The 18,917-nt window shown below is 72.8% G+C and carries 16 protein-coding genes; 3 read left to right on the top strand and 13 right to left on the bottom strand.

Going from position 1 to position 18,917, the window contains the following annotated elements; genetic code table 11:
• Nucleotides 1-4: 4 nt before the first annotated feature.
• From JOF43_RS02915 to JOF43_RS02895, 5 genes are all read right to left on the bottom strand, one after another.
• Nucleotides 5-1,492 (bottom strand): gluconokinase, encoded by a 1,488-nt coding sequence (locus JOF43_RS02915; protein ID WP_209898842.1) that lies wholly within the window; start codon nt 1,490-1,492, stop codon nt 5-7.
• A gap of 142 nt (nt 1,493-1,634) precedes the next feature.
• Complete coding sequence (locus JOF43_RS02910) at nt 1,635-2,885, bottom strand: Dyp-type peroxidase (protein ID WP_209903044.1); 1,251 nt, start codon at nt 2,883-2,885, stop codon at nt 1,635-1,637.
• Between the two features lie 92 nt (nt 2,886-2,977).
• The gene (locus tag JOF43_RS02905; RefSeq protein ID WP_209898839.1) at nt 2,978-3,628 is read right to left on the bottom strand and encodes a copper chaperone PCu(A)C; all 651 of its coding nucleotides are present in this window, start codon (nt 3,626-3,628) and stop codon (nt 2,978-2,980) included.
• A gap of 148 nt (nt 3,629-3,776) precedes the next feature.
• Nucleotides 3,777-4,460, bottom strand: coding sequence for a hypothetical protein (locus JOF43_RS02900; protein ID WP_209898836.1), 684 nt, complete (start codon nt 4,458-4,460; stop codon nt 3,777-3,779).
• Between the two features lie 71 nt (nt 4,461-4,531).
• A complete protein-coding gene (locus tag JOF43_RS02895; protein WP_209898832.1) occupies nt 4,532-5,536 on the bottom strand; it encodes a universal stress protein in 1,005 nt (334 codons plus the stop codon).
• A gap of 134 nt (nt 5,537-5,670) precedes the next feature.
• Between JOF43_RS02895 and JOF43_RS02890 the strand changes: the two genes are divergently transcribed.
• On the top strand, nt 5,671-5,961 hold the full coding sequence (locus JOF43_RS02890; protein ID WP_209898829.1) for a DUF1905 domain-containing protein: 291 nt from the start codon (nt 5,671-5,673) through the stop codon (nt 5,959-5,961).
• 151 nt (nt 5,962-6,112) lie between these two features.
• On the opposite strand, the gene JOF43_RS02885 is transcribed toward JOF43_RS02890, so the two are convergent.
• Nucleotides 6,113-6,637, bottom strand: a complete 525-nt coding sequence (locus JOF43_RS02885; RefSeq protein WP_209898826.1) for an SRPBCC family protein — start codon at nt 6,635-6,637, stop codon at nt 6,113-6,115.
• A gap of 120 nt (nt 6,638-6,757) precedes the next feature.
• A complete protein-coding gene (locus tag JOF43_RS02880) occupies nt 6,758-7,768 on the bottom strand; it encodes a LysR family transcriptional regulator (protein WP_209898823.1) in 1,011 nt (336 codons plus the stop codon).
• Between the two features lie 89 nt (nt 7,769-7,857).
• Between JOF43_RS02880 and JOF43_RS02875 the strand changes: the two genes are divergently transcribed.
• A complete protein-coding gene (locus JOF43_RS02875; RefSeq protein WP_209898820.1) occupies nt 7,858-8,169 on the top strand; it encodes a hypothetical protein in 312 nt (103 codons plus the stop codon).
• Between the two features lie 204 nt (nt 8,170-8,373).
• Here the strand turns inward: JOF43_RS02875 and JOF43_RS02870 are convergent, their stop codons facing one another.
• From JOF43_RS02870 to JOF43_RS02850, 5 genes are all read right to left on the bottom strand, one after another.
• Complete coding sequence (locus JOF43_RS02870; protein ID WP_209898817.1) at nt 8,374-11,895, bottom strand: S41 family peptidase; 3,522 nt, start codon at nt 11,893-11,895, stop codon at nt 8,374-8,376.
• A gap of 65 nt (nt 11,896-11,960) precedes the next feature.
• Entirely contained in the window at nt 11,961-12,818 is an 858-nt protein-coding gene (locus JOF43_RS02865) for a hypothetical protein (RefSeq protein WP_209898815.1), read from the bottom strand.
• Nucleotides 12,809-13,654, bottom strand: coding sequence for a hypothetical protein (locus JOF43_RS02860; RefSeq protein WP_245353996.1), 846 nt, complete (start codon nt 13,652-13,654; stop codon nt 12,809-12,811). Before JOF43_RS02860 ends, JOF43_RS02865 begins: the two co-directional genes overlap by 10 nt.
• Before the next feature lie 297 nt (nt 13,655-13,951).
• Entirely contained in the window at nt 13,952-14,875 is a 924-nt protein-coding gene (locus tag JOF43_RS02855) for an exodeoxyribonuclease III (RefSeq protein ID WP_209898810.1), read from the bottom strand.
• A 20-nt stretch (nt 14,876-14,895) separates the two neighbouring features.
• Nucleotides 14,896-15,963, bottom strand: a complete 1,068-nt coding sequence (locus JOF43_RS02850) for an LLM class flavin-dependent oxidoreductase (protein WP_209898808.1) — start codon at nt 15,961-15,963, stop codon at nt 14,896-14,898.
• 399 nt (nt 15,964-16,362) lie between these two features.
• On the opposite strand from JOF43_RS02850, the gene JOF43_RS02845 reads away from it, so the two are divergent.
• Nucleotides 16,363-18,006: a BCCT family transporter gene (locus tag JOF43_RS02845; protein WP_209898805.1), complete on the top strand. Its 1,644-nt coding sequence runs from the start codon at nt 16,363-16,365 to the stop codon at nt 18,004-18,006.
• Here JOF43_RS02845 and JOF43_RS02840 read toward each other — a convergent pair.
• The gene (locus JOF43_RS02840; RefSeq protein WP_209898802.1) at nt 18,003-18,848 is read right to left on the bottom strand and encodes an NAD(P)-dependent oxidoreductase; all 846 of its coding nucleotides are present in this window, start codon (nt 18,846-18,848) and stop codon (nt 18,003-18,005) included. The genes JOF43_RS02845 and JOF43_RS02840 overlap by 4 nt on opposite strands.
• Between the last annotated feature and the right edge of the window lie 69 nt (nt 18,849-18,917).

The following is an 18,917-nucleotide window of genomic DNA, read 5'->3' as shown; positions in this document are numbered from 1 at the left end:
GGGATCAGGCCAGGTCGGCGAGCTTCTCGAAGCGCTCGAGGCGCTCGCGGTAGTACTCGGTGTGCGCGGCGACGGGTTCGACGCGGCCCAGCACCGGCACCTCGGCGACGGACGTCTCCGGGGAGGCCTGCTCCAGCGCCATCACCGCGGCGCCGCGCATGGTCGAACGGGACACCGCGACGTGATCGATGGGGGCGCCGAGCGCGTCGGAGAGCAGATGGAGCCAGGAGGGGATCGCCCCGGTCATGCCTCCGGAGAGCACGATCCGCTCCGGTTCGCCCCCGGCCTCGCGCATCTGGTCGGCGATGCGCAGGAACGACAGGGCGACGCCCTCCAGCGACCCGCGCAGCATGTCCTCGGCGGTGGTGGAGGCACCGACGTTCGCGAACAGGGCGCGGGAGGTGCCGCGCCATTTGGTGCCGCGCTCGCCGGAGAAGAAGGGGACGACCAGCGGGGTCCCACCCGACGGCGGCGCCGAGAACAGGGTCTCGGTGTCGGTCTCCGCGATGTCCTCGGGGATGCCGAGCTGGAAACGTGCCCAGTCGAGCACGCGGCCGCAGTCGCTCATGGCGGAGCCGACCAGGGTGCGGCGCTGGTCCACGCGGTAGGCCCACAGGCCACTGGGCAGGCTGGCGATCTCGGTGTCCAGCAGCTGGCGGATCGCGCCGGAGGTGGCGGTGGAGATGCCCCAGGTGCCGCTGCCCAGCGCGCCGATGCCCATGTTCGCGGCCAGGCCGTCGCCGATCACCGGCAGCCACACGGCGTCGCGGAGCTGCGGGAACTCGGCGGCCAGCGGAGTGTCGGCGACGGGCAGCGCGTCGGAGGGGTCCAGCGCCTCGCCCATCATCGAGAGGTCCACACCCACGGCCTCGAGCAGCTCGGGGACGTACTCGCCGGTGCGGCGATCGATCATGCCGGACCAGGCGGCCGAGGCTGTGCCCAGCGCGGGCGTGCCCAGCAGCTTGAACGCCACGTACTCGCCCAGCGCCATGAAGCGGTCGGTGCGGGAGAAGACGTCGGGGTGCTCCTCGCGCAGCCACGTCAGGCGGGGCGCGGTGTACGAGGAGTGCAGGCGGGCGCCGGTGCGCTCATGGAGCTCATCGACGTCGAGGCGCGAGGCCAGCTCGGTGACCTGGGCGTGGCAACGGGTGTCCGCGTAGGTGATGCAGGGAGTGAGGGCATTGCCGCCGGCGTCGACCGCGATCAGCGAGGAGGCGAAGGTGTCGAAGCCGATGCCGCGCACGGTGCCGGGCAGCTCCCCGCCGAGCACCGCGCCGAGGGCGGTGCGGATCTCCTGGACCACCTGGTCCGCGTCGATGGTGCTGGTTCCGTCGTCGCCGACGGTGAACTCGTGGGTCTCCTTATGGGTCAGTCTGCCGACCTCGCGTCCGCTGACGTCGTACACGGCGGCGCGGGTGCCGCCGGAGCCGATGTCGATCCCGACGACCAGAGGGCCCTGGGCGTCGTCGTCGGAAATGTTGAAGCGAGGCATGGCTGTCTCCTGCGGATCGGATGGGTCGCGCGCGTCCCTCGTGCAGCGATACGTGGACGCACAGCGTCGGGCCAGCATACGAGGGGTGCGGACGAGCGCGGTACCAGCGCCACCGGTTGCCATCTGCTGCTCGGACCATCGGCTACTCCAGCACCGGCTGCCCCAGGTACTCGCCCTCGGCGCAGCCCGGCGGGATCGCGAACACCGCCGAGCCGATCGGCGTGGTCCACTGGTTCAGCAGGTCCAGGTCCGCCAGACGCTGCTGGATCGGCACGAACTGGCCGAGCAGGTCCGCCTGGAACGCGACGAACAGCTGCCCCGCTTCCGAGACCGACGGGGAATCCGCCGGCGGCGGCACGTCGTAGTTGTACGGCCGACGGAAGATCTCCTGGTGCTCGCCCTCGTCGACCCCGTTCGCCCGGCGCATGTGCGCGAACTCCGGGATCACCGCGAAGCCGTTCTTCGAGACCGCCGAGAAATCGGCCTCCGAGGACTCGGTGCCGCCGCTGAGCGGTGCCCCGTCGTCCAGGCGCGTGCCGACCGCCTGCTCACGGGCGGTCCGGTCGGCCTCGTCCCAGCCGTCGAGGTCCATCCGGATCCGCCGCAGCACCATCGAGGTGCCTCCCGCGAAGGGGCCCTCGTCGATCCACACCACCTTCGCGAAGTGCTCGCTGCCGAACTGCGGGTTCGCGCTTCCGTCGAGCTGGCCGAACAGATTCCGCAGCGTGGCCCCCGGTTCCTGTGTGCCCAGGGCGCGGCGGAAACCCTGTTGCACCCAGCGCACCCGGGCGAAGGCTCGGGCATCCTTGAGCAGCATCCGGGCGGCGTGCGAGACGGTCAGCGGTTCCTCGGCGGCGATCTGCAGCAGCAGGTCCCCGTCGCTGAAACGCTCCTGAAGAGCGTCGATCGAGAAGGCCGGCAGCGGGGTGAGCCAGCCCGGCGCCGTCCGCCCGGCGCGCTCCATCAGGCCCGGTCCGAAGCCGACGGTGACCGTGAGGGAGGCCGGCTTCTCGGCCAGCTCCGGCTCGGTGTCGGCCAGGGCCGCCTGCCCCTGGGTGAGGCGGGCGGCGTCGTCGGTTAGCAGCCGCAGCATCCGTACGACGCCCTCACGGTCCACGTCCTCGTGCAGGTCCAGTGCCAGGAACGTCGCCGAGACCGGAGCCGGGGTCTCGATCCCCGCCTGGTGCTCGCCGTGGAACGGGACCGTCTCCTCACCGTGCGGAGCCGGCCCGGGCGGGGCGACGGAGGCCGCCGGGTCCCGCAGCGCACGGTCCAGGCCGATGGCGGCCGCCCCGACACCGAGGGCGCCGGCCCCGGCGGTCCCGGCTCGCAGCAGCTGCCGTCGGCCGGGGCGGCTCGGGGGCGCGGAATCCGGGTCCCGCGGCTCCCGCACGGAGGGCCCGCCCGACGGCGCGGTCCCGCTCGTCGACGACGACCCGTTCGACGACGGGGACTCGCCCGATGCTGACCTCCCCGCCTCGCGGGTCACTCGCCGTCCTCGTGCCCGGCGTGCTCACCGCCGGCGTCGGAGGTGCCCGAGCCGTCGTCGCCCTCGGGAGAGTAGTGCTCCTGGGCGCCGGCGTAGTCCTTGACGGTGGCGCTGAACTGGTGCTCGGTGCCCTCGGAGAAGACCAGCGTGAGCTCCACCTGGTCCCCGGGCCGCAGCGGCTCGGTGAGGTCCATGAGCATGAGGTGGTTCCCACCGGGCTCGAGCACGAGCTCCTCGCCGATGGGGAGTTCGAAGCCGCCGGCCTTCTCCTGCATGCTCATGCCGCCGGAGCCGTCGGGCGCGGTCTCGTGCAGCTGCACCTCCCCCGAGGCGGGAGTGGATGCAGCGGTCAGCACGAGGTCGCCGGAGGTGCCGTTGGTGACGGTGCCGAAGGCTGCGGTCATGCCGTCCTCGGCGGCCTTGACCCAGGGGTCGGTGACGGAGATCGTCTCGGAGGCGGTGGGGTCGGCCCCGCCGTCGTCGGAACCCGAGGCGCCGGTGTCCGGGGCGGGCGAGTCGGCATCCCCGGAGCCGCAGGCGGCCAGGGGCAGGACGATCAGGGAGGCGAGGGCTGCCCGTCGCGAGAGGCCGACGGGCGCGAGCGCGCTCGACGGGGGTGACGAGAGGGGATGGTGCGTGCGGGACATCAGAGGTCCTTTCGGGGTGCTCCCGAGGACCGCCGGCATACGGAGCTCGGGCGGCGGGGAGCGCGGAGGGGCCCGCGCGGGCACAGGGGGCGGCGCGGGGTGATCGACCGGGAGAGCGGCCCGAGGCGCGACGCAGGGCGTCGGGGTCTCAGGCGGCCAGGACCAGGGGCGGTCCGCGCCGCAGCTGGGGCGCGAGGACGGCCCGACGGGCGGGACGCAGGTGCGCGGTCGCGGGCACCACCCGTGCCTGGGCGGGCAGCGCGAACGTCGGCGCGACGGTGGCAGCGCGCGGCCGACGGAAAAAGGCCAGGAGCTGCCCGGCCAGGGAGAACGAATGCCACAGCATCGATTCGCCACGGTGCAGCAGCAGCGCCGTGACCAGTGCGGCGATCAGGTGCCACAGCAGCATCCGCAGGTCGCCGTGGGCCCCGTGCAGGACGTGCTCGGCCGCGGTGGCGACCCCCGGCGAGGTGGCATCGGCCGCGTGGGCGGAGTGGCCCGCACCGTTGCCCGCGAGGTGCGCGCCGTGGTCGAGGTGCGAGCCCGGCGGGGCGGTCAGCTGCACGGTGGGATCCCCGGGTGTGCCAGCGGTGAACAGGCCGTGGAACAGGGCCTGACAGGCCACCACGGCGGCACTCATCCGCGGCAGGGAGAAGCGCGAGCCGGCCAGCACGGTGCAGGCCGCGACCGACAGCCACCAGGGCAGCAGCAGCCCGAGCCACGACGGCATCGCGCCGCCGCCCACCAGGTGCCCGCCCAGGGCGACCGAGGTGGCCAGCGTTGCGGCAGCACCCCCGCGCAGCAGGCGCAGGGGAGAGCGACTCGAGGACACGCCTCCATTGTGCCTCGGTCGCGCCCCGTCGTGCCGTTGTCAGGCTCGATCGTGACGTGCCCGTCGTCGGTTCATCGTGGCCGGCGACGGTCCGTCCTGATCCGCGCCGGATCCAGATCGGGCACCACCATCACCGGCCCCTCGGCGCGCTGGAGCACGGACCGGGAGACCGAGCCCAGCACAGCGCTGGCGACGCGCCCGTGACCGCGGGTGCCGAGCACGACCAGCTGCGCCCGGGCGGAGTGTTCCACCAGCTGCGTCGCCGGATCCGCCAGCTCGACCTCACTGGTCAGCTCCAGATCCGGGTACCTCTCGCGGAGGGTGTCGGCATAGCGGGTGAGGTCCGCGGCGAGCTCCTGCTGGTGCTTCTCGATGATCCCGGGCTCGGGGATCGCGATGCCATAGCCGCCACCCCAGTTCTCCGGCGGCGGCATGGCCATCACCAGATGCAGCGGCGCCCTCCGATTTCGCGCCGCCTGCACCGCCAGGAGCACGGCGACGTCGCTCTGCGCGGAGTGGTCCACGCCGGCCACCACGGGCGACTCGTCCTGGACGGGGGCGAAACGTGCGGCACCCTCGCCGGTCCCGATCTCGTACCGGCTCGGGACGACGACGGTGGGGCAGTGGGCGTGCGCGGGCAGCGCCGAGGAGACGGAGCCGAGCAGCCGGCCGAGGAATCCGCCTCGTCCCCGGGCTCCGACCACGGCCAGCTGGGCGTCGGCGGAGTGCCGCACCATGACTCCGGCGGCGTCGCCTTCCTCGAGGCCCATCGCGACCTCGCCGGGGTAGCCGCGCAGATGCTCGCTCGCCTCGTCCAGCAGCTGCTGGGCGGCCGCCTTCCGGGCGGCGGCCTCGGGCTCCGTGGGGATCGAGGCGATGTTGGCGTACAGCATCGGCGGGACGGTGTAGGCGGTGACGACGGTCAGCCGCGCCTCGAGACGCTGAGCGGCGCGGGCCGCGTAGTGCAGCGCCAGGACCGCCTGGTCGGAGCCGTCGAACCCGACCAGGACGCCGAGTTCGCGGGCGTCGGGGACATAGGGGATGGGCGAGTCCGAGGTGCGGATGTCGTCGTTCATCACAGCCTCCTGCCGGGGGCGTTCGTGGTCCGACGACGGTGCCCCCGTGGTCGGCCGTCGCCGATGGCTTCATCGTATCGACGGATCCTCCCGGGGGCGCAGCGGAGGTCCCGGCTCAGGTCTACGCTCGAGCTGTGGACCTCCTCTTCACCACCACGACGATCGAGTGGCGCGGCCCCGCGCCGTTCGTGTTCGCTCCTGTGCCCGACGAGGAGGCGGACGCGATCGGTGCCATCTCGCGCGAGGTCACCTACGGGTGGGGCTGCATCCCGGCGACGGCTCGGATAGGCGGCACCGAGTTCACGACCTCCCTGTTCCCGCGGGAGGGCGGATATCTGGTGCCGGTCAAGGTCGTCGTCCAGCGCGCCGAGCAGGTCGACGTCGGTGACGAGATCGAGGTCGAGCTGCGCATCGGCGAGGTCTGATCCGCCCCGACGGGCGGGTTCGGAGCCGTTCCTGGCGGGACGGCGCGCTCCCGGTGAGCTGCACAGCGGCGGAGCGCCCACCCCACCTCGGCGGGTGCGAACCGGAGGGGTGCTGCCCAGGGGGCGCCGACTTCGCCCGGCGGGGAGCGGTTCAGATCGGGGGCTGGTCCGGCAGATCGAGTTGCTGGGCGTAGCGCTCGCGCACCTGCTCCCACCCGTGCTCGAGCGCCTCCCGGCCCACGATCCGCGACTGGTCGAGGCCGTCCAGCCGCGCGTCGAGCACCGCCAGGCACACCTGCCAGCCGGCCAGGTAGGTCGGCGCGTACTGGGGCGCGGACACCTTCATCAGGAGCGTCAGCCGGGCCTCGTCGACCAGCCATTCCAGCACGTCATCGCCCCAGCGGTGGGTCAGTGCATGCCCGTCGGCCATGGCCAGCACGTCGGTGCTCACGGGGTCGGCCTCCGGGGTCTCCCGCGACAGCACGGGCCCCACCTCGGTCAGCGGCCGCTCGGGGATGATGGGTGACCAGGTGGCCAGGAGTTCCGGGTCGGTCAGGTGCGACCAGATCTGCTCGGCGGTGCCGGAGAGGTCGACCTCCAGGATCACGGCGTCCTCCGTGAGGTCGACCGCGACGGGGAGATCGACGATGCGCCGGTCGATGTCGGATGCGGTCACGAGAACTCCTTCCGGGCACCGCTGCGAATGCGCGGCGCCGACGACGTAGCGCCATTGTCCACCCGAACCGCCGCCCGGGGATCGGAGCCGGACGGCGCCCGGGATGCGGGTGGTGGCGGCCTATGCGACACCGGCCGACTGCGATACGTCGGCCGACCGCGGCGCCGTCGCCTCGGTCGCGGCCTGCGACGGAGCGCCGGTCGGACCGACCCCGAGGTGGACGGCCCCGGGGATCTCCCGGGCCCGCCGTTCGGCGGCGGCGTGGATGCGCTGGACGATGTACCGCGCCGCGGGATTGCGCTCGACCGTGCGGCGCACCTGCACCCGCAGCCGTCGTCGCGGCGCCGGCGGATCGAGCGGGATCGCCAGGACGTCGGGTCGCAGGTACTGGGCGATCACCGACGGCTGGACGCTCACGTAGTCGCCGGTCGCGACGAAGCCCAGCACCGTCGGGAAATCGTTGGGATTCGCGTCGACGCAGGGGGAGAAGCCCGCCGCGCGGCAGGCGGAACCGATCCGGTCGAACCAGAAGGACTCCAGCGGGTCGTCGGTCACCCAGGACTGGTCGGCGAGGTCCTTCATCGGGAGGCTCGACCGCCCGGCGAGCGGGTGGCCCGTGCCGACCAGCGCCACGTATCCCTCCTCGAGGATGTCCTGGACGGCCCACTCCTCCGGAACGGCGTCGGCCGTGCCCTCGCCGACGATGATGTCCATCCCGGCCTCGGCGAGGTCCTCGCAGCTGCAGTCGCGCAGGGCCAGCTCGAGACCGAGATCCGGGTACCGGCGGCGCACGTCGCGCGCCAGCTCCGGGATCCAGGTGGAGGCGATCGAGGTGGCGTACCCGAGGCGGAGGGTCCCGGTGCGTCCCGACCGCAGGTCCTTCACGGTGCGCTCGAGGACGGCCAGAGCGTCCAGGGCGGTGCCCGCCTCCTCCGCGAGGATCCGGGCGTGGGCGGTGACCGTGATGCCCCGGCCGGTGCGCTCGACCAGTTCCAGGCCGGTCTCCCGGCGCAGCGTCGACAGGTGCTGGCTGACGGCCGACGGGGTGTAGCCGAGCGCTTCGGCGCTCGCTCGGATGCTGCCGGTCTCGACGACCGAGCGCAGGACGCGGAGCTTGACGGGATCGAGCATGCGGCGACCCTACTGCCGTTCAGTCCCGCTGAACAGTGGGGCATGAATCATCGCTTGTCCTGAAGGGTGCTCCGGCCCAGGATCGAGACATGACCTCCGCACTGATCGGCCTCACGCTCATCGTTCTCATCGCCGTCGTCGCCGTGGCCCTCGGGGCTCTCACCCGGCTGCTCGCCTCACGGATCGCCGCCCCACGGGAACTGGGCGACGCGCCGCTCACTCCCCGCGAGCGCCTCGCCTTCGGCAACGAGATGATCGCCCGCGACCTTCAGCCCGACGACGTCCATCCCGTGGCCCGCACCGCCGCGCACGAGGCGGAGCCTGGGCGCTTCGACCGCCCCGTGCAGCGCCAGGACCTGGCGGTGCGCCATCCCGAGATCGTCGCCCACATGCCGCGCTGACCCGCGTGGAGCCCTCGCCGACCCGCGCTGACCCACATGGGGCCCTCGCTGCCATTCGGCCGTCCTGCCGGGTCCTGCGCCGCGCGGCGGGGGGAGGGGGCTGCCGGCTCGTCCGGCGCCACCGATTGTCGCCCCAGGACCGGTGTTCGACGAAACATCGGTCCTGGGGCGACGATCCGCGGGGGCCGACTCAGTCGGCTCGGGTCAGCCGGCTTGGCGTCCGAAGCGCGGCGCGGGCAGCGGGGGAGCGCTCGCGGCGGGCGTCCGTTCGAGCAGGGTGAGCGCCTCGGTGACCCCGCGCTCGAGCTGCGGGTCCTCACCGCTCACCCAGGCGTTCGGCGGCAGCGGGATCTCGATGTCGGGCTCGACGCCGTAGTTCTCGATCTCCCAGTCCTCGCCCTCGAACCAGCTGGCGTACTTCGGCTGGGTGACGCCGGTGCCGTCGACCAGGTCGTAGCGGCCGTCGATGCCGATCACGCCGCCCCAGGTGCGCATGCCGACCACGGGACCGATCTTCATCGCCCGGGCGACGGCACCCACGATGTCGCCGTCGGACCCGGCCTCCTGGTTGGTCACCAGCACCAAGGCGCCGCGGGGCGCGAACTGCGGATAGGTCCCCGGCGTCTCGTGGCGTGGGTAGTCCCAGGACAGCACGCGGCGCGCGAGACGGTCGGTGACCAGCTGCGAGGTGTGGCCGCCGCTGTTGTAGCGCACGTCGACCACGATGCCCTCCTTGGTGGAGGCCTCGCGCAGGTCACGGTGCATCTGCGCCCAGCCGGAGGAGACCATGTCGGGGATGTGCAGGTACCCGAGGCGACCGTTCGAGAGCTCCTCGACCCGGGCGCGCCGTGAGGCGACCCAGTCCTGGTAGCGCAGCTGGGAGTCGTCGGCCAGCGGGATGACGGCGACGCGGCGCTCGACCCCGTCTCGCTCGAGCACGAGCTCCGTCGGGGTGTCCGCGGAGCCGACCAGCTGTCCTTGCACGCCTCCGCCGGCGGGGCCGACGTCGCGCCCGTCCACCCGCACGACCGCATCGCCCACCTCTGCGGCCACGCCCGGTGCCAGCAGCGGGGAGCGGGCCTCCGGGTCGGAGGAATCCCCGGGCAGGATCCGGGTGATCACCCAGCGCCCGTCGCGATGCTCGATGTCGGCGCCGAGATAGGCGGGCAGCATCGGAGGATCGGCCTGGTAGACGCCGCCCATCACGTAGGCGTGGGAGGTGCCGAGCTCGCCCTGGACCTCCCACATCATGTCCTGGAAGTCGTCCTCGGTGACCACCCGCTCCACCACCGGGTCGTACCAGGAGGTCATCGCGTGCCAGTCCATGCCGTCCAGATCGGCGCGCCAGTACTGCTGGGCCATGATCCGGTAGTTGTCCCAGAGCATCCCGCGACGCTCCTCGACGGGGTCGACGAACAGCCGCAGGCGCCCGGTGTCGATGGCCACCCGGGCGGGATCGTCGTCCTCGACCTTGCGGGAGGCCGGGACCTGCACCCAGTTCTCCCCCTGCCTGATGACCAGGGTCTCGCCGTCACCGGAGGCCGAGAGGTCGGTGACGCCCTCGGCGAGCACGGTGAGCTTGCGGTCGGCGAGGGCCCAGTGCTCGAGGGTGGGCCGCGGCTCCTCGCCCTCGACGCCCGCACGCGCGGAGCCGAGCACGCCCTGCTGCGGGTGGCGCAGCCATACGAAGCCGCCGCTGACCGCGGTCAGGTGCGAGTACGAGCCGGAGATCACCGGGAACGGCACCAGGCGCGCCTCGACCGACTCCAGGTCCACGCGGGTGACCGGGGGTTTCGTCGCCTCGTCGGCCCCGGACGGACTGGTGGCGCCGACCGGGTGGCCCCCGGCCTCGCTCGCCGTCGCGCCGTGCGTGCCCGCTGCGGCCTGCCCGCCCCCGGCGGACTCCGTGCCGGTCGACCTCTGCCCGGCCTTGTCGTCCTCGGCGCTCGCGCCCCAGCCGTCCGGCTGCGGACCGAACGGGTCGGGCGTGGAGCGCTCCAGGGGGATCAGGAAGGGCCGCTCCGCGTTGACGAAGCCGAGGTCGAAGACCATGTCGTCGTAGACCGTCTCGAAGGTGCGCAGCGACAGCAGTGCCAGGTGCTTGCCGTCCGCGCTGAAGGCCGGGGCCGAGTCCTGGTACTTGCCTGAGGTGAGCGCGCGACCCATCGGCTCGGCGTCCTCGGTGTCCGAGATCATCAACCGGCTGAGCATCCACGAGTTCGGCTCGGTCCACACCAGCCAGCGGCCGTCCGGGGACCAGGCCAGGTCGGCCACCTCGCCACCGGTGGAGCGTCCCACCTCGCGCACGTGGTCGAGCCGCGGCGGCGCCGGAGCGTCCTCGCCCTCCTGCTCCCACGGGGAGGCGGGCCCGCCCGTCGAGGGGGCCGACGAGGTCTTCGCCGGGTCGGTCAGGCCGCGCAGCGTCACCAGGCGCACCACGTTGTCGTGCGTGGAGATCGCGACCTTGGAGCCGTCCGGGGAGGGGATCGCGTGCAGGATCCGGCCCACGTCCCCGAGGTCGAAGCGGATCTCCTCGCCGCCGCCGTCCAGGCGCGCCAGCGCCAGCACGTCGGAGCCGACGCCTCCGGTCTCGCGATCCGCAAGGGCCTTCGCGTCGGTGACGAACAGGGCGAAGGGGGAGCGGCCGAGCGGGCGGACCTCGCGCAGACGCAGCCCGCAGGTACCGCCGAGCAGACGCGCGGGACCGCCACGGTGGGTCAGGGCGTGGGCGCTGCCCCGCCACTCGACGACGCTCGCACGGGCGTCATGCACCGGGCGCATGGCCAGCAGGTTCGCGTCCGGGGAGGCGGGACGCGGCAGGCGGGAGGCGCCGACGCCGGAGGCCAGGATCTCGACCTCGCGCGGCGCCGCGTCCAGCGAGTCCATGGCGAACAGCCGGCCCCGCGAGGTGAAGACGATCGTGCTGCCGTCGGTGGCGGGCTCGCGCAGGTAGCCCTGATCGGAGGTCAGCGAGGTGTGGACCTGCAGGTCGGAGCCGTCCAGCGCCACGGACCAGAGGTTCGCGGTGGCGCGGTCGGCGCGGGCCGCGTCGACCCCGGGGGTATCCGAGGCGAACAGCAGACGGTCGCCGTACCAGGCGATGCGCCGCTTCGAGGCCAGGATGCTCTCGAGCAGCCGCTCCCAGGAGCGGGCGGCATGCGCGGCGGGCGGGGCGTCCAGGGCGACGTCCTCGTGGGAGATCCAGAGCTTCGCGGCGGTGCCGCCCTGGTAGTGCTTCCAGGAGGCCTGGTCGCGCCCGGTCGGGGTGGCGACCACGGTGGTGCCCGAGGGGTGGATCGCGACCTCGCCGCTGCGGCCCAGGGGAAGCACCTCGGCGTGACCGTCGAGGTCGACCGCCCACAGCTGCGCGTCCCGCGCGACGGGGGCGCCGTAGCTGGTGGAGGCGATGACACGGCCGTCCGGGAGCCAGCCGACGACCTTCGTCGACGGCTTCCCCCAGGTGGTCAGGCGGCGCGGGGCGGTGTCGCCCTCGACCGGGATCACCCACACCTCGGGGCCGCCGGAGGTGCGGGAGGTGTAGGCGACGTGGATGCCGTCGGGCGAGAACCGCGGGTGGGCGACGGGGGCGCCCTCGTCGGTCAGACGCCAGGCGCGGCCGCCGGCGAGGGGTGCGAGCCACACGTCGTTGGCCGCGGTGAAGACGACGCTGTCGCCGCGGACGTCGGGGTGGCGGAGGTATGCAGCGTGAGCGGGGGTCGATGGCATGGGACAACCCTATGCGTGAGCGGCGACACGTCGGGGCTGTTATCGCGGTGCGGTCCGCCGGGGGCTCACCCCATCGCGCCGGCGATGGCGGTGTCGGCGCGGTGCAGGCAGATCGCGAGGTCCGCGCGGGTGACGTCGTCCTTCCCGGCCCAGAGGGTGCCCGGCGGCGCGTCGGGAACCATGCCCGCCGCCTCGAGCCAGCGCGCATCCGCGAGCGAGCTCCAGGGTTCGGCCGACTGCGACTGCGACTGCGACTGCGATGTCGGGGCGTCGGCCGAGGGGACCCAGGTGGCGCCGACACCGGCCAGCGCCGGGCGCAGCAGCGCGGCCAGCAGGCCCGCCGTATCATCGCGGGTCGCGCTCCGCTCGGGATGCACCTGCAGGGAGGCGTCGCCCCAGAGCGCACCCTGCCCGTACAGCCACAGCAGCGCGGCGGCCCGGTCGGGGTCCTCGCCGAGGTCGGCGAGCAGGGCCGGGGTGTCCGCGAGCGGGACGGCGGGGGAGCCGGCGAAGCGGTGCAGCGCCACCGCGAGGTCCCCACGGGTGACCACCTGATCCGGGGCGTAGCGGGACCCGTTCAGGGCCGGCTGCACGCCGGTCGTATGGGCCCAGACCATGGCCTCCCGGCCCTCAACGTTCTCCGGCACGTCGAGGAAGGACCCGGTGGTGGACGGATCCATGGCGCCGCCCCCGACGGCGGAGGCGGCCGTGGCGGCTCCGTCGCCCCGGGTCAGTATCGTCCCGGCGGCGACGGTCCCGGCGACCGCGGCCGCAGCGGCTCCCGCCAGCAGCAGGACGCGGCGGGACGGGGCGTGCGGCGTCGGGGTGGGTGAGGGGTCGACCGCTTCCATGCCACCCATGACGGCCGTCGCCCCCGGCCGCCCGGCATGCAGGCGCGGCGGGGCAGGGCGTCTCACAGCCATCGCAGCTCCCGCAGGCGACGGACGATCGCCCAACACACGGCGAGATTCCCCCAGCCGTTGAGGTGGATGCCGTCCGCAGCGACCAGCGACGGTGGCACCACAGCGCGCTCGAGCGCCTCCTGAGTGCTGCCCTGCTCCAGCAGCGCCAGGGGCGCGAGCGGGGCGCAGCGCAGACCCTCCTCGCCGGTCAGCAGGGCCTGCAGGTCCAGGAAATGGTCCCCGTACCGTCGGGCCTGTTCCGCGGTGACCGCCGCGACGGCGTCCCCGGTCGCCGCGCCGCGTGCATCGGCCTCCGTGCACCACTGCCCCAGCACGAGGGTGTCCTGCTCCGGGGTCTCGGCCGCGTCCCACATCCGCTGGGTGTCGTCCAGGACCTCGGTGACGTCGAGGATGTTGTTCTTGCCCATCCACAGCACCTGCCGGGAGTGGGCGGCAACCTCGGCGAGGGCGGAGGTGAAGACGCCCTCCACCGGGCCGCGGCTCGTGTCGTCGGCCGTGAAGTACCAGGTCCCGCTGCTGCCGTCGAGCATTCCCGACGTCCCGTCGACCGAGCCGGGGATGCGCAGCGGCCCGGCCGGGGCCAACCCGGTCTCCAGGGCGACCGGCACCGACGCAGTGCCGTCGGAGGACTCGGGACGACCGACGCGCGGGAACAGGCGTGGGGTCTCCAGGCCCCGCATGAGCAGGGTGTGCGCGGACCGCGTGGCACCGACGCCGAAGGAATGGACCGGAGCCGGGGCGGCGGAGAGCGCGAGGTGCTCGTGGATGCGGATCGGGAGCGGCGTGGCCTCGCCCCCGCCCTCGGAGCTCATGGACGAGGAGCCCCAGAGTGTCATCGCTCTAGCCTCGGGCTCAGCGCCGAGGAGACGGCGGGAGGTCTCGGTGCCGGTGAGGGCGGAGGAGGGCGTCGCCGGGGTGGGTGCAGCAGGCGCAGCCTGGACGACTGCGGGATGCGGGGCGGGCATCGCGGTCCTCCGTCGGGGCTGCGGACGAGTGCTCCGACCGGCACTCACGACAGCTCACTTTACGGGAGGAACCCCGCCGGCGACAGGCCGATCCGAGGGAACCGTGGGTGGGGGCGAGAGGGGCCCGGCGGCGGGCGACCTCCGACGCCGAGGCGGAGGCCGTGCAGGTCAGCGCTCGTAGTCGACGACGACCGGGGAATGGTCGGAGAGGCGCTCGCCGCGGAAGTCCCGATCGACCTCGGCACGGACCGCGGCCCGTGCGAGACGGGGCGTCGCGAGGTGGTAGTCGAGGCGCCATCCGGTGTCCTTCGCGAACGACTGCCCGAGCCACGACCACCACGAGTACGGGCCGTCCTCGTCGGGGTGCAGCCGCCGTACGACGTCGACCAGTGTGCGCGGGGAGAGCTGCTGCCCGAACCACGCGCGCTCCTCCGGGAGGAACCCGTCATTGCGCTGGTTGCGGCGCCACGCCGCGAGGTCCTGCCTCGTGTGCGCGATGTTGAGGTCGCCCATGAGCAGGTACTCGCGGCCACCTGCCGCGGCCGCCCGGCGGGTCCGCACGAGATAGCGGGAGAAGGCCGCCATGAACCCCATCTTCCGGGCGTAGCGTGCGCCTCCGTCGGGCGCCTCGCGCATCCGCTCGGGCCGCTGCAGCTCGGCGGGAAGCCCGCCCTTGGGCAGGTAGAGGCAGGCGATCGTGAGCGGTGCGTCCGCGAGGTCGACCTCGAGATAGCGCCCCTCGGCGGCGAACCGTCCGAGCCCGCGGGCGAGGGGGACGCGGTCGGCTGCGGGCACGGGCCCGAGAACGCCGACCGCTTCTGGTGGGCCTCCTACGAGCGCGGCGCCGTGCCACGTCCGGACCGCCTCCGGAGCGTGCCGGGTGAGCACCGCGACCCCGTTGCGGCCGGGGAGGGACCCGGTGTCGAGAGCGACGTGGTAGTCGCCGAACGCGGCATCGGGGAGCTTGTCGGCCTGCGCCCGGACCTCCTGGAGCGCGACGACGTCGCACTCGCGACCTGCCAGCCAGTCGCCGAATCCCCGGCGGTGCGCGGCCCGGATCCCGTTGACGTTGGCGGTGGCTATGCGGAGCATGGTCCGAGGGTACGTGCCGGTCAGCGGATCGGGTCGCCCTGGACCGGGCCCTCCGTGGTGGGCCGCCAGCCCAGTTCCGGCGCGATGTGCGTCGCGAAGCTCTCGAGGATGTGGAGGTTCAGCTCGACGCCCGCCTGCGAGGGGATCGTGAGCATGAGAGTGTCGGCGGCCTGCACCGCGGCGTCGGCCTGCAGCTGTTCGATGAGCTGATCGGGCTCGCCGGTGTAGGTCCTGCCGAAGGTCGATCGGTGCCCGTCGATGATCCCGATCTGGTCGGCGCCATCGCCCGGGCGCAGCCCGAACAGCATGCGGTCCTGCTCCGTGACGATCGGGAACACGCTGCGCGAGACCGACACCCGCGGGGTGTGCGCATGCCCGGCCTCCCGGAACGCCTCGCGGTACCCCTGGATCTGCTCGGCCTGCAGGTCGCCGAAGGCCGCGCCGGTGGCCTCGGTGAGCAGGGTCGAGCTCATCAGGTTCAGACCCTGCGTGCCCGTGCGCTCGGCGGTCTCCCGGGACCCGGCACCCCACCAGATGCGGCGGATCAGCTCGGGGGAGTAGGGCTCGATGCGCAGGCCCTGACCGGGCTGGACCGGGGCGCCGTAGGGCTGCTCCGCGGCGCGGGCCATCGGCTCACCCTGGATGGCCTGCACGAACGCTTCGAACTTCGCATGGGCGATATCGGCGCCGCGCGGGTCCGTCGACCCGGTGTAGCCGAAGGACTCCCACCCGCGTTCGGCGGGCTCAGGGCTTCCCCGGGAGACGCCGAGGGCGACCCGACCGTCGGCGATGAGGTCGAGCGCCGCGGCCTCCTCCGCGAAGTACAGCGGGTTCTCATAGCGCATGTCGATCACGCCGGTGCCCACCTCGATCCGCTGCGTGCGCGCGGCGACTGCCGAGAGCAGCGGCATCGGAGAGGCGGACTGCTGCGCGAAGTGGTGGACGCGGAAGTAGGCGCCGTTGACGCCCAGCTCGTCCGCGCCGACCGAGATGTCGATCGCGTCGTGCAGCATCTGGCGGGCGCTGAGGCCGCCCTGCGTGGGGCTGCCGCCGTAGTGGCCGAAGCTGAGGAATCCGAAGGCTCGCATAGTGGCGTCAACCCTACGCGTTCGTTGAACATTCCACTAGGGGGGTGTGTGGCACGTCCCGCGTGCCGAGATCGACCGGCAGGGCACGAGCCGGGTGTTCGAGGGAGACCTGCGCCCCATATTCCGGTCGCGGCGTCGAGGTCGAGCGCGTCGACCCCGTACTGTGGAGCGCTCCGCGACCAGGCCTCGCCCGTGCCGCCTCCGTGCCACGGCGACGCTGTCCGGGCGCCGTCCCCGCCAGGTGACGTCGCGCGGTCACGGGAGCACGGCACTCCATCGCCTCGCTGAGCTCAGCGGCCGATCCTGCGCCCCCTCCCCGGTCGGGACCTCGACCCGTCACCGACTCCTTCACGACCGCGTCGTGACGCCGCACCTCCCCCTCGATGAACGGACCGCGCCATGACGCAGGACGCCCCCGCTGAACCACGCCCGGACAGCACTGCTGCCCCCTGTGATCCGAGACGCACTCGACGAGAGACCGAGCGGTTCCCGAGCGCCCCGAACCTGCCCGGCAGCTCGCTGAACGGGGTCTTCTGGACGTCGGTGACGCTCATCGTCGTCCTCCTCGCCGTCGCCGGCCTCTGGCCCGCGCAGTTGAGCGCCGCCGCTGATGCGGCGATGAACTGGGTGACCGCCACCAGCGGCTGGTCCCTGCTGCTCATCCCGCTGGGCCTCATCGGCCTGCTGCTCGTCCTGGCGTGCACCCGCATCGGCGACATCCGCCTGGGCCCCGACGGCTCGCGACCCCAGTACCCCACCCACGCCTGGATCGCGATGCTGCTGGGCGCGGTGATGGGGATCGGGATGATCACCTACGGCGTCGCGGAGCCGGTGTCCCACCTTCTCGACCCGCCGCACGACCTCGCCGAGCCCGGCAGCCGTGACGCGGCGGTCGACGCGCTGCGCTTCACCTTCCTGGACTGGGGACTGCACGCATGGGCGGTGTTCGCCACCTTCGGGCTCGCCATCGGCTACTCCACCCACCGGCTCGGCAACAAGGGGCTGGTCTCACCGATCCTGCGCCCGCTGATCGGTCGCCACGCCGACGGCGCTGTGGGCAAGGCCGTCGACGTGCTGGTGATCCTCTCCACCCTGTTCGGGACCACGACGTCCCTGGGTCTGGGCGCTGCCCAGATCAGTCAGGGCCTGAGCCGGATCGCCGGGGTGGACCTGACGACCACCGGCGTGCAGCTCATCGTGATCGCGCTGGTCACCATGCTGTTCACGGCCTCGGCGATGAGCGGCATCGGCCGCGGCATCCGCTACCTGAGCCAGGCCACGATGGTGATCGCCGCGGCCCTGCTGCTGTTCGTGCTGCTCACCGGCCCCACCGGCTGGCTGATCAACCTCTTCCTCCGCTCGCTGGGCGGGTACGCGGGCGGATTCGTCGAGATCAGCCTCATGCTGCCCACCGATGGCCAGGACCTGGCCTGGATGCAGGGGTGGACCTACTTCATGATGGCCTGGTGGATCTCCTGGGGCGCCTTCGTCGGCGTCTTCCTGGCCCGCATCTCCCGCGGCCGGACCATCCGGCAGTTCGTGCTGGTCGTCCTCGGCGTGCCGACCCTGATCTTCTCCGCCTGGTTCACCGTCTTCGGCGGGTCGGCGATGTTCATGGACCTCGAGCGCGGCACCGGCATCGGCGCGGCGGCGGCGGAGAACGTCAACACGGCCTTCTTCGGCTTGCTCGATCAGCTGCCCCTGACGCCGCTGACCTCGGTGGTCGCGGTGGTCCTGGTGGTGCTGTACTTCGTCACCGGCGCGGACTCGAACACCTACGTGCTCTCGGTGATCTCCACGGACGGGCGCATGGACCCCGGTCGCCCGGTGATGGGGCTGTGGGGCGTGCTCACAGGTGCGACCGCCGCCGTGCTGCTCTACGCCGGCGGCCTGGACGCCCTGCAGACCGCCGTGATGCTCTCGGCGGCTCCCTTCATCTTCGTCATCCTCGCCCTGGCGATCTCCTTGGTGTTGATGCTGCGCCGCGATCCCTCGGTCGCCGCCAGGACAGGTGTGACGAGCGCTCTGCCCGAGGTGGTCTAGCGGGCCGCGAGAGTGGAGAGCCGACCGAACCCCTCGGACCCGTGCCCCGCCTCGATCGCCTGGTGCAGGTCCGCCCGCACGGCACGGAGCACGCCGTCGTCGAGGCCGTTGCTGTGGAGGGTGCTCAGGATGTGGTCCAGGACCGCCGCCGTCGCGGCGATCGAGGCCCCGTCGGCGGGGAAGCGGCCTGCATCGACCTGCTCGGCGAGCAGGTCGATCATGTCCGGGAAGAGAGCGAGCATCGTCTTGGCGGAGCCGGCAATGTCCTGGGCCGAGATGTTCTCCGCGGAGGCGAGAGCGAACATGTGCACTACGCCGCTCATCGAGGTCCAGAGCATGCTCTGGAGAGAGGCGTCGAATGCGGAAGCCATGCCGACGTCGTCTCCGAGGTGGATCGCGTTCTCCCCGAACGCGGCGAGGGTCGATCTGTGCGTCTCATACGCGTCGCGGCGCCCGCTGTAGTAGAGCGCCGCGGCGGGGCTGCCGATGACCTCGGGCGTCGCCACGATCACACCGTCGATGTAGTCGATGCCCTTCTCGGCCGCCCACGCGTCGATCTCGCGGGCCTGCTCTGGCGAGCCTCCGCTGACGTTCACCACAGTGCTCCCTGACAAGGGCAGAGGATCCAGGACGGTTCGCACCACCTCGTAATCCGGAAGGCACACGATGACGAGCGGGCTGGCGGAGACCGCCTCCGCAGGAGTCGACGCAACCGTCACGTCGAGATCGTGCGCTTTCCCCGAGGTGCGGTTCCAGACGGTGGTGGGATGGTGGGAGCGGGTGAGTGCCGCGGCGAGGGCATGTCCCATCTGGCCGAGTCCGAGCACAGTTGCGGTGGTCATGGCAGTGACGGTAAACCTTGACGCCGACGTGAGAGTCAAGGCGTCGACGTGAGAGTCGAGCAGGAGGGC

It is taken from the genome of Brachybacterium sacelli, assembly GCF_017876545.1.
Lineage (GTDB): Bacteria > Actinomycetota > Actinomycetes > Actinomycetales > Dermabacteraceae > Brachybacterium > Brachybacterium sacelli.
The sequence above is the reverse complement of the archived record's forward strand: the minus strand, read 5'-3'. Positions and strand labels throughout refer to the sequence as shown.